The organism is Xinfangfangia pollutisoli (genome assembly GCF_020179405.1).
Lineage (GTDB): Bacteria > Pseudomonadota > Alphaproteobacteria > Rhodobacterales > Rhodobacteraceae > Pseudogemmobacter > Pseudogemmobacter pollutisoli.
In genome coordinates this window covers 1-10,562 of record NZ_JAICBZ010000111.1, presented here as the reverse complement: position 1 = coordinate 10,562, position 10,562 = coordinate 1, and the positions used below count along the sequence as shown (strand labels likewise).

9 protein-coding genes are annotated in these 10,562 nt (G+C 68.6%); 6 read left to right on the top strand and 3 right to left on the bottom strand.

Annotated elements, in window-relative coordinates; all coding sequences use genetic code 11:
• The coding region (locus K1Y73_RS20005; protein WP_225030064.1) for an FAD binding domain-containing protein at positions 1-766 on the bottom strand (766 nt) is incomplete at its 3' end.
• A 318-nt stretch (positions 767-1,084) separates the two neighbouring features.
• On the opposite strand from K1Y73_RS20005, the gene K1Y73_RS20000 reads away from it, so the two are divergent.
• On the top strand, positions 1,085-3,127 hold the full coding sequence (locus K1Y73_RS20000) for an NADH:flavin oxidoreductase (protein ID WP_225030066.1): 2,043 nt from the start codon (positions 1,085-1,087) through the stop codon (positions 3,125-3,127).
• A 15-nt stretch (positions 3,128-3,142) separates the two neighbouring features.
• Here the strand turns inward: K1Y73_RS20000 and K1Y73_RS19995 are convergent, their stop codons facing one another.
• Positions 3,143-3,925: a helix-turn-helix transcriptional regulator gene (locus tag K1Y73_RS19995; RefSeq protein WP_225030062.1), complete on the bottom strand. Its 783-nt coding sequence runs from the start codon at positions 3,923-3,925 to the stop codon at positions 3,143-3,145.
• A 113-nt stretch (positions 3,926-4,038) separates the two neighbouring features.
• Between K1Y73_RS19995 and K1Y73_RS19990 the strand changes: the two genes are divergently transcribed.
• Complete coding sequence (locus K1Y73_RS19990; RefSeq protein WP_225030060.1) at positions 4,039-6,126, top strand: oxidoreductase; 2,088 nt, start codon at positions 4,039-4,041, stop codon at positions 6,124-6,126.
• A 49-nt stretch (positions 6,127-6,175) separates the two neighbouring features.
• Here K1Y73_RS19990 and K1Y73_RS19985 read toward each other — a convergent pair whose 3' ends face one another.
• Positions 6,176-6,598 carry a Fur family transcriptional regulator gene (locus K1Y73_RS19985; RefSeq protein ID WP_225030058.1) on the bottom strand — a complete coding sequence of 141 codons (423 nt, stop codon included), beginning with the start codon at positions 6,596-6,598 and terminating at the stop codon, positions 6,176-6,178.
• Between the two features lie 142 nt (positions 6,599-6,740).
• Here K1Y73_RS19985 and K1Y73_RS19980 point away from each other — a divergent pair, with 142 nt between their 5' ends.
• From K1Y73_RS19980 to K1Y73_RS19965, 4 genes are read left to right on the top strand one after another with little or no spacing between them, the layout of a single operon-like run.
• Positions 6,741-7,661: a metal ABC transporter solute-binding protein, Zn/Mn family gene (locus tag K1Y73_RS19980; RefSeq protein WP_225030057.1), complete on the top strand. Its 921-nt coding sequence runs from the start codon at positions 6,741-6,743 to the stop codon at positions 7,659-7,661.
• A 2-nt stretch (positions 7,662-7,663) separates the two neighbouring features.
• Positions 7,664-8,443: a metal ABC transporter ATP-binding protein gene (locus K1Y73_RS19975; RefSeq protein ID WP_225030056.1), complete on the top strand. Its 780-nt coding sequence runs from the start codon at positions 7,664-7,666 to the stop codon at positions 8,441-8,443.
• On the top strand, positions 8,440-9,273 hold the full coding sequence (locus tag K1Y73_RS19970) for a metal ABC transporter permease (protein WP_225030055.1): 834 nt from the start codon (positions 8,440-8,442) through the stop codon (positions 9,271-9,273). Before K1Y73_RS19975 ends, K1Y73_RS19970 begins: the two co-directional genes overlap by 4 nt.
• The gene (locus K1Y73_RS19965) at positions 9,270-10,433 is read left to right on the top strand and encodes a metal ABC transporter permease (protein ID WP_225030053.1); all 1,164 of its coding nucleotides are present in this window, start codon (positions 9,270-9,272) and stop codon (positions 10,431-10,433) included. The genes K1Y73_RS19970 and K1Y73_RS19965 overlap by 4 nt, the downstream gene beginning before the upstream one ends.
• The last annotated feature ends 129 nt before the right edge of the window (positions 10,434-10,562 follow it).

Here is a 10,562-nt window from a genome sequence, read left to right as displayed (position 1 = left end):
GCGCGCCGGGCCTGATCACCACATGGGCGATCAGGCGATCGGCGGAAGGCGGCGCGGCCAGGCCCGACACTGCCGCGGCGATCACCTCGGGCAGGCCGCACAGCGCCGCCTCGACCGCGGGCAAGCGCCGGGCGACCGGGCCGCAGGCACCGACCGCCACCGCAGCCGCGGTGATCCGATCGGCCGTTGTTTCCAGCCGGACCGCGACCATGGCAATGGAGATCACCAGATAGGCCCGCGCGCCCAGTTTTTCGAAGGCTGACCGACCGGACAGCGCCGCTTGCGGCAGGTGAATTGCGGTCAGTATCTCGCCCTGTTGCAGCACCACGCGGCGCGGGGCCAGCAGGAAATCCGCCAGGGCCAACCGGCGCAGCCCCTGCGGCCCGGCGATTTCGACCTGCGCCTCCAGCACCAGCAGCGGCGGCACGCCATCGGCCGCGGGCGAGGCGTTGCACAGATTGCCGCCGATCGTGCCGGCATTCTGGATCTGCCGCCCACCCACCTTCCGCGCCGCCTGTTGCAGCGCCGCGCAGGCAGGGGGCAGATCGGCCTCGGCGATCTGGGTCCAGGGGGTGCAGGCGCCGATCCACAGCCCCTGCGACCGGGTGATGCCGCGCAGATCGGACAGGCCGGCGATATCGACGACCGGCCCTGTCAGACGCGCGCCGGTGCCGGGATAGAGATCGGTGCCGCCGGCCAGGATCCGGGCGCCCTGCCCTGCAAGCGCCAGCGCGTGATCGAGCGTCTGAGCTTGGTGAAATCCCATCCCTGGCTCCGCGGATCGTTCGTGTGCAAACAAGCTGCTTCCGAACAGGCCCAGCTGTCAACGTTCCGTTGCAGCCCGGCCCGGCCCGCCGGGCCCAGGGCGCGGCCAAGATCCTTCGGGCGCCCGATCTTTCCGCATGCGGGCCCGGGCCCGCCGCCCCGCCCGGCATTTCGCCGCGGATGCGCCCGCTTCACCGGACAAATCCGACATCATCGGTCGCATCCGGCCCGGCCCGGACCCGATCCGCCGCTAATCTTGCCCGGCAACCCGAAAGAAGGCCGCCGTATGTCTGCCCAAAGCTCTGCCCAAAGCCCTGCCCTGTCGAACGATCCGCTTCTGCAGCCCTATCGCCTGGGCCCGCTGACCCTGCGCAACCGGATCATGACCACCAGCCATGAGCCGGCCTATACCGAAGACGGCATGCCGAAGGACCGCTACCGGCTGTATCATCTGGAGCGCGCCAAGGGCGGGGTCGCGATGGTGATGACGGCGGGCTCGGCCAGCGTCAGCCGCGACAGCCCGCCCGCTTTCGGCAATGTGCTGGTCTGGAAGGACGAGGTGGTGCCGTGGATGAAGCGGCTGGCCGATGACTGCCACGAGGCGGGCGCGGCAGTGATGATCCAGATCACCCATCTGGGCCGGCGCACCCGCTGGGACAAGGGCGATTGGCTGCCGGTTCTGGGCGCGGGCCCGTCGCGCGAACCGGCGCATCGCGCCTTTCCGAAAGTGGCCGAGGATTGGGACATCGACCGGGTCATCGCCGATTACGCCGATGCGGCGGAACGGATGAAGGCGGCCGGGCTCGATGGGGTGGAATTCGAATGCTACGGCCATCTGATGGACAATTTCATCAGCCCTTTGACCAATGCCATGCCCGAAGGGCCCTATGACGCCTCCAGCCTCGACAACCGGCTGCGCTTTGCCTTCGACGTGCTGCAGGCCTGCCGCAAGCGGGTGGGTCCGGGCTTCCTGCTGGGCATGCGCTATGTCGCGGATGAGGACGAAGCCGGCGGCATTCCGGCCGCGGATGGGCTGGAAATGGCGCGGCGGTTCAAGGCATCTGGCCTGGTCGATTTCGTCAACATCATCAAGGGCCGCATCCATACCGACGCGGCGCTGACCGATGTGATCCCGGTGCAGGGCATGCGCAGCGCGCCCCATCTGGACCTGGCCGGACGGATCCGCGCCGAGGTGGGCCTGCCCACCTTCCATGCCGCCCGCATCCCCGATGTGGCCACGGCGCGGCATGCCGTGGCCGCGGGGCTGCTGGACATGGTCGGCATGACCCGCGCCCATATCGCGGATCCGCATATCGTGCGGAAACTGGCCGAGGGGCGCGAGCATGAGATTCGCCCCTGCGTCGGCGCCACCTATTGCCTGGACCGGATCTATCAGGGCGGCATGGCTTTGTGCATCCACAATGCCGCCACCGGCCGGGAAGAGACGATGCCGCATGACATCGCGCCCGCCGCGCAGGCCAAGACCGTGGTCGTCGTGGGCGCGGGCCCCGCGGGGCTGGAGGCCGCGCGGGTCGCCGCGGCGCGCGGGCATCGGGTGACGGTGTTTGAGGTCGCCGACCGGCCGGGCGGCCAGGTCCGGCTGACCGCGCAGTCAAAGCGCCGGGCCGAGATGATCGGCATCATCGACTGGCGCATGGCGCAATGTGAGGCGGCGGGGGTGCAGTTCCGCTTCAACACCTGGGCCGAGGCTGCCGATGTGCTGGCCGAAACCCCCGATGTGGTGATCGTGGCCACCGGCGGCCTGCCGCAATTGCCCGACCTGACCGAAGGCGCCGATCTGGTCGTCTCCGCCTGGGACATCCTGTCGGGCGATGTGAAGCCCGGGCAGAATGTGCTGCTTTACGACGATGCGGGCGATCATGCCGCGCTGCAGGCGGCCGAGGTTCTGGCCGCGGCCGGGGCGACGGTCGAGGTGATGACGCCCGACCGCAGCTTCGCGCCCGAGGTGATGGGGATGAACCTTGTCCCCTATCTGCGCAATCTGCAATTCGGCAAGACCCGCTTCACCGTGACCTATCGGCTTGGCGCCGTGCGGCGCGCGGGCAACCAACTGACGGCCGTTGTCGGCTCGGATTACCTGCGCGACCGCAGCGAGACGCGGGACTTCGACCAGGTCGTGGTCAACCATGGCACGGCGCCGAATGCCGATCTGTATTTCGAGTTGAAGCCGCAATCGGAAAACCTGGGCGCGGTCGATTACACCGCGCTGATCGAGGGGCGGCCGCAGCCCGAGGGCCGCGGGCCCAAGGGGTTCCGGCTGTACCGGATCGGCGATGCGGTGGAATCGCGCAACACCCATGCCGCGATCTATGACGCGTTGCGGCTGGTGAAAGAGATCTAAGCGCGGCGGCGGCGGTCAGCTCGGGCGCAGCAGTGGCAGCAGCAGCGCGAACAGCTCGGCCTGGCTGCTGACGCCGCAGCGCTGGTACAGCTGCCGGCGGAACACCTTCACCGTCTGCGGGCTAAGCCCCAGAACCAGGCCGATCGCGCCGGTGGAATGGCCCTGCAGGATCATCAGCGCCACTTCCGCCTGGCGCGGGGTCAGTGCCAGACCGCGCGCCGACAGCGCCTCGTGCCAGGCCGGTGCGGCGGCGCCTGTACCGGCCGGGGCAAGCCCCGCCCAATGCCGTTCGACCAGCGCCAGGATCACCGGCGCCAGCCGGCGGCAGGCCTGGGTCTCGGCGGGGCTGAAGGCCCGGCCCGAGGCGCCATCGCGACCAAGGCAAAGGGTCAGCGACAGGCCGGGCGCCGGATAGGCGAGATAGGCCAATTCGTCGATCAGCCCGGTCTGGCGGTAATATTCGGTGAAATACCGGCTGCGCGGAAAGGCGTCGGGGGCCACGTCATGCAGGCGGTATAGGCCCGCAGGCGCCCGGCGCTGGGCCAGCGCGTGATAGGGATCCAGCAGATAAGCCCCCGACATATAGTCGCTTTCCAGCCGGCCAAACACTTGCGGCCCCGCGCTTTGGCGAAACAGCACCGCGGGCGGGCCGGCCGGCGGAAAGGCCAGAACGATCAGATTGTCGGGCGCGACCATATGCGCGAACAGCGCCGCCAGCGCCGGCTCGAACCCAGGGCGCTGCAGCAGCCGGATCGCCTGGACCAGCGCCGCTTCGGTTGGATCGGCGGGATCGGGCATCATACCTCTTCGGGGGTATATACCCCCAGCATGGTCTGGATTAGCCTTGGTGGCACATTTGCAGGGGTATCGCCAGAGCTGGCCGCCCCCTTCGCTGACACAAGGCTGATCCGATGCGCGCGCCCGCCCATGACCTGCTGTTCACCCCGCTGCAGATCGGCCCGAAGACCGCGAAGAACCGTTTCTATCAGGTGCCGCATTGCAATGGCGGCGGCTATCGCGACCCTTCCGCCGTGGTCGAGATGCGCCGCACCAAGGCCGAGGGCGGCTGGGGGGTGATCTTCACCGAGCAGACCGAGATCCACCCGACCTCGGAAATCACCCCCTTCATCGAGCAACACCTTTGGGACGACCGCGACATTCCGGCGCTGGCCCGCATGGCCGAGGCGATGAAAAGCCATGGCGCGCTGGCGGGGATTCAACTGGCCTATTCCGGCATCAACGGGCCGAACCTTTATTCGCGCGAAGTGCCGCTGGCGGTGACCGGCGGGCCGATCCTGACCTTCACTTCGGACCCGGTGCAGGCGCGGACCATGGATCTTGACGATATCAGGAACCTGCGCCGCTGGTTCCGCAACGCCTTTCGCCGCAGCCAGCGGGCCGGCTTCGATCTGGTCTGCCTTTATGGCGCGCATGGCTTCGGCATCCTGCAGCATTTCCTGTCGCGCGCCACAAATCACCGCACCGATGCCTATGGCGGCAGCCTGGAAAATCGCGCGCGTTTCCTGCGCGAGGTGGTGGAAGACTTCCGCGAGGAAACCAGGGGCGAGATGGCGCTGACCCTGCGCCTGTCGCTGCATGAAGCCGGCGCCCTGGGCTTTTCCAACGCGGAATTGCGCGATTTCATCGCCATGCATGCCGATTTGCCCGATCTGTGGGATCTGGCCCAGGGCACCTGGGAAGACTGTTCCGGCACCTCGCGCTTCACCCCCGAGGCGGCGCAGGAAGACCTGGTGCGCGGCATCAAGGCGCTGACCTCAAAGCCGGTGGTGGGCGTCGGCCGCTTCACCTCGCCCGATGAAATGGTGCGCCAGATCCGCTCGGGCGTCCTGGATTTCATCGGCGCCGCCCGGCCTTCGATCGCCGACCCGTTCCTGCCCGTGAAGGTGCAGGAGGGCCGCTATGAAGACATCCGCGAATGCATCGGCTGCAATATCTGCGTCTCGGGCGACATGACCCAGGGGATCAGCCGCTGCACCCAGAACACCGCCTTCATGGAGGAATGGCGCAAGGGCTGGCATCCGGAACGCGCGCGCATAAAGGGCGCGGCCGAGCATGTGTTGGTGGTGGGCGCCGGGCCCGCCGGGCTGGAAGCGGCGCTGCAGGCGGCGAAACGCGGCTATCGCGTGACGCTGGCCGAGGCGGGCGCGACCCTGGGCGGCCGGGTCAGCCGCGAACGCGCTCTGCCCGGCCTGTCGGCCTGGGGCCGCGTCGCCGATTACCGGATCGGCCAGTTGCAGCCGATGGCCCATGTGCAGATCTATCGCGACTCGGCGCTGACCGCCGAAGACCTGCTGACGCTCGACGCCCAGCATATTGCCATCGCCACCGGCGCGCGCTGGCGCCCCGATGCGGTGGCGCGGCTGCATCTGGCGCCGATCCCCACCGATCCGGCCATGCCGGTCTATACGCCCGATGATCTGATGGCGGGCAGCGGGCCAAGCGGCCAGCGCGTCGCGCTGTATGATGACGATCACTTCTACATGGGCTCGGTCCTGGCCGAGCTTCTGGTCGCCCGGGGCTGCAGCGTCGATTTCATCACCCCGGCCGCCAAGGTGGCGGAATGGGCCGAGAACACGCTGGAACAGGCCCGGATCATGCGCCGGCTGCTGGAGATCGGCGTGACAATCCACATGTCCAAGGCACCGGAAGCCGTGGGCGCGCGGGAAATCACCCTCGGCTGTTGCTGGACCGGCCAGACCTCGACCCTTCCCGCCGAGGCGCTGGTCTATGTCACCGCGCGCCGGCCGACAGATGCGCTGTACCATGCGGCGGCGGCGCTGGACTGGCAGGGCGCCGGGATCCGCAGCCTGCAAAGGATCGGCGATTGCGCGGCCCCCGGCCCGATCGCCTGGGCCACCTATGCCGGCCGCGCCTGGGCCGAGGGGCTGGATGCGCCGGATACCGGCCTGCCCGGCGACGTGCTGCCGTTCCGCCGCGAAATCGCCGCCCTGCTGGACGCCCCGCGCCTGACACCCTGATCCGGCCGGTCGCACCCGGCCCTGGCGTGGGCGTCAGATCGCGCGGCCGTCATTTCTTGCGGCAATACAGTTCCAGCCGGTGGTGGACGATCTCATAGCCCATCTCGGCCGCGATCTGGCGCTGCAGTTCCTCGATCCGCTCATTGTGGAATTCGATGATCTCTCCACTGTCAACATCGACGATATGATCGTGATGCGACGGATCGGCCACTTCGAAGCGCGCGCCGCCGGTTTCGAAAGAATGCCGATGCACCACGCCTTCGCGTTCCAGCACCGTCAGCGTGCGATAGACCGTGGCCAGCGACAGGCTGTCATCCACCGCCTGCGCCCGGCGATGCAGTTCGGCCGCATCCGGGTGATCGCCCGCCTCGCTGAGGACGCGCAGCAGCGCCTCGCGCTGGCGGGTCACGCGCACGCCATTCTCGCGCAGCGCATGGGTCATTCTTTCGGTCTTGTCGGCAGGCTTTCTCATCCCCGCAGCCTATCATGCAGCTTCGCAACAGGGAACCCGCAGATGAGAAAGCGCGGAAAGGGCGGGTTTCACAACCTCTCTACTTGCAAATGCTTCTCAACTGCATCTATCCTGCCCTTGTATCCTTACGGAAAGCCAGACCATGCCCCGCATCTCACTTGCCGCCGCCGTTCTGCTTCTTGCGCCACTGCCCGCCCATGCCCAGGATCCGCTGCAGGTTCTGGCGACGGTGGGCATGATCGGCGACATCGCCGCCCAGGTGGGCGGCGATTGCGTTCAGGTCAGCACCCTGATGGGCCCCGGGACGGACCCGCATCTCTTCACCCCCGCGCCGTCGGATCTGCGCGCCCTGCAGGGGGCGGATCTGATCCTTTATGGCGGGCTGCATCTGGAAGGCCAGCTGGGCGAGGTTCTGGCCAAGCTGGGCCAAAGCCGCCCGGTCGTCGCCGTTTCGGAAGGCGCCGTGCCCGAAGACCAGCGTCTGACGGCGAAGGACCTGCCCGACCCGCATGTCTGGATGGATCCCGGCCTTTGGAAAGGCACGGTGCCGGTGATCGCCGCCAGCTTCGCCGAGGCCCGGCCCGATTGCGCCGCGCAGATCGCCCAGAATGCCGCGTCGATCGAGGCGCAGATCGCGGCGCTGGACCAATGGGCGCGGATCTCGCTGGAGACCATCCCCGAGGCGCAGCGCACCCTGGTGACCGCGCATGACGCCTTCGCCTATTTCGGCCGCGCCTATGGGCTGCATGTGGCGGCGATCCAGGGGATCTCGACCACCTCGGAAGCCGCCATCGCCGATATCGACGCGGTGGCCGGAACGGTCGTCGCGGCCAAGGTTCCGGCGGTCTTCGTCGAAAGCACGGTCAACCCGCGCACGATTCAGGCGCTGTTGCAGGCGGTCTCGGCCCGGGGCGGCACGGTACAGATCGGCGGGCAGCTGTATTCCGATTCGATGGGCGCCGCCGACAGCCCGGACGGCACTTACATCGGCATGATCCGGCACAATGTGTCGACGATCACCACCGCCCTGGGCGGAACCCTTGCCCCCTGGCCGGAGGGCTGACCGTGACCACCCCCGATTCCCCTCTGCACGAGCCGCAGCTTGCCCTGCATGTCGAGGATCTGACCGTGGGCTATGGCGGCGCGCCGGTGCTGCTGGATGCCGATATCGACATTCCGCCCGGCGTGATGGCGGCGATTGTCGGCCCGAACGGCTCGGGCAAAAGCACGCTGATCAAATCCTGCCTTGGCCTTGTGCGCCCCGCCGCCGGCCATGTGCGCTTCTTCGGCCAGCGGCTTGCCCAGGCCCGCGCCAGGGTTGGCTATGTGCCGCAACGGTCTTCGGTCGATTGGGATTTCCCGACCACCGTGATCGACGTCGTCACCATGGGGCTTTACGGCCGCTTGGGCCTGTTCCGCCGCCCCGGCAAGGCCGAGCGCGAAAAGGCGCTTCAGGCGCTGTCGGATCTGGGCATGCTGGATTATGCCGACCGGCAGATCGGCCAGCTTTCGGGCGGCCAGCAGCAGCGGGTCTTCATCGCCCGCGCCCTGGTGCAGGAGGCCGATCTGTATTTCCTGGACGAGCCGATGGCGGGCGTCGATGCCACGACCGAGGCCACGATCATCGCCCTGCTGCAAAGGCTGCGCGACCAGGGCAAGACGGTGATCGTGGTTCACCATGATCTTTCCACTGTAAAGCGCTGGTTCGACTGGCTGGTGATGCTGAACAAGCGGGTCGTGGCGCAGGGGCCGGTGGAAACCACCTATACGCGCGACAATCTGCGCGCGGCCTATGGCGGGCAGCTGGCCGTTCTGGACCCCGCCGATCACGGGCTTGCGCCATGAGCCCGCTTCTGACCGTGGCCCTGGGCACCGCCCTTCTGGGCGGGCTGGCCGGGGCGCTGGGGCCCTTTGCCGTATTGCGCCGGCAAAGCCTGATGGGCGATGTGCTGTCGCATGCCGCCCTGCCCGGGATCTGCATCGGCTTTCTGGTGGCACAGGAACGCAGCCTGCCCGCCCTTCTGGCCGGCGCGCTGATTGCGGGGCTGCTGGCGGCAGGGCTGATCCAGGCGATCCAGCGCTTCACCAAGGTTAAGCCCGATGCCGCGATGGGGATCGTGCTGTCGACCTTCTTCGCGCTGGGCGTGGTGCTGCTCAGCTATATCCAGCATGCCGGCGGCGCCGGTCAGGCCGGGCTGTCGAGCTTTCTGTTCGGGCAGGCGGCGGCGATGCTGTCCTCGGATGTGGCGCTGCTCAGCGTGCTGGCGCTGATGACCCTGGCGCTGCTGGCGATCTTCTGGCGCGACATGAAGCTTGTGGCCTTCGACCGCGATTATGCCCGCGCGCTGGGCCGGCCGGTCGACGCGATCGAGGCACTGCTGGCCGCGATCACCGCCGTTGCCATCGTGGCCGGGCTGCAGGTCGTGGGCGTGGTGCTGATGGTGGCGCTGCTGATCGCGCCTGCGGTCGCGGCGCGGCAATGGGTGGACAGTATTTTGCCGATGGTGCTGCTGTCGGCCGCACTGGGGGCGGGCGCGGGCGTCGCCGGCGCCTTCCTGTCGGCCTCGGCCCGCGGTCTGGCCACCGGCCCGGTCATCGTGCTGGTCGCGGCGGGGCTTGTGCTGCTGTCGCTGGTCCTGTCGCCGCGCCGCGGCTTGCTGAGGGGGCGGAAATGAGCGCGTTTTTCGCCAATCCCGATGCGATGATCCTGTTGACCGGGCTGCTGGTCGCGCTGGCCGCCGCCCTGCCCGGCTGCTTTCTGGTGCTGCGCGGATCGGCCCTGATGACCGATGCGATCAGCCATGCGATCGTCTTCGGCATCGCGCTGACCTGGCTGGTCACCGGCCAGATCTCGGGCCCGGTGCAGATCGCCGGCGCCGCCGCGGCGGGGCTGCTGACCGTGCTGCTGATCGAGGCGCTGACCCGCACGCGCCGGCTGCACAATGATGCCGCCATGGGCCTGGTCTTCCCGACGCTGTTTGCCGCAGGTGTACTGATCATCAACCTTTATGCGCGCGAGATACATCTGGACACCGATACGGTCCTGCTGGGCGAGATCGGTTTCGTCTGGCTGGATACGCTGCCGGTTGCCGGGCTTGAGATCCCGCAGGCGGTGGTGAACCTGTCGGTCTTCGCCGCGCTGAACCTGGCCTATGTGCTGCTGTTCTGGAAGCCGCTGAAGCTGGCGGTCTTCGACCCCGATTTCGCGGCGCTGCAGGGGCTGCGGCCCGGCGCGGTGCTGGGGGGGCTGTTCGCGCTGACCTCGGCCACCGCGGTTGCGGCTTTCGATGCGGTGGGGGCGATCCTGTTCGTGGCCTTCGTGATCGTGCCGGCCGCGACCGCCTATCTGCTGACCCACAGCCTGGCGCTGATGGTGGCGCTGGCCGCCGGGATCGGCATGGCCTCGGCCTTCACGGGCCAGGTGGCGGCGGTGGCGTTGGATGTGTCGATCGGCGGGATGATGGCGCTGATGACGGGGGTGTTCTTCGCGCTGGCGCTGGTGGCAGCACCCCGCCAGGGGGTGATCGCCACGCTGGCGCGCCGCCGGGCCGAGCGGCTGGATTTCGCCTGCCGCACGCTGATGACCCATCTTCTCGCCCATGCCGACGGCCCGCGCGTGACCGAGGAAAACGCCGTCAGCGCGCTGGAGACCCATCTGCGCTGGAAGCGGCCCGAGGTGCGGCGCGTCGTTCTGCATGCGCTGGACCGCGGGCTGGCGCGGCGCGAGGGCGAGATGCTGGTGGCCACCGAACTGGGCGGCGCGATGGGCCGCGATGTGGTCGCATCCGTCGCGCCGCTGATCCCGAAGCGGGGACAGGATGGGCCCGCGGTCTGAGCGCCGGCCTTGACAGGGCCGGCATCGCGGGCGCAGGCAGGCCGGGGTCTTGGCGGAAGGGGGCAAGGGGTGCAGGCTTGGCGCAGGCAGCAGATGGCGGCGGATCGCGCCTTCCGCCCGGCCGCGCCG

Bases quoted from the DNA above. Each gene is read 5' to 3' on its own strand.
- K1Y73_RS19995 (WP_225030062.1), bottom strand. From the start codon at position 3,925: ATGCCCGATCCCGCCGATCCAACCGAAGCGGCGCTGGTCCAGGCGATC.
- K1Y73_RS19990 (WP_225030060.1), top strand. From the start codon at position 4,039: ATGCGCGCGCCCGCCCATGACCTGCTGTTCACCCCGCTGCAGATCGGC.
- K1Y73_RS19985 (WP_225030058.1), bottom strand. From the start codon at position 6,598: ATGAGAAAGCCTGCCGACAAGACCGAAAGAATGACCCATGCGCTGCGC.
- K1Y73_RS19980 (WP_225030057.1), top strand. From the start codon at position 6,741: ATGCCCCGCATCTCACTTGCCGCCGCCGTTCTGCTTCTTGCGCCACTG.
- K1Y73_RS19970 (WP_225030055.1), top strand. From the start codon at position 8,440: ATGAGCCCGCTTCTGACCGTGGCCCTGGGCACCGCCCTTCTGGGCGGG.
- K1Y73_RS19965 (WP_225030053.1), top strand. From the start codon at position 9,270: ATGAGCGCGTTTTTCGCCAATCCCGATGCGATGATCCTGTTGACCGGG.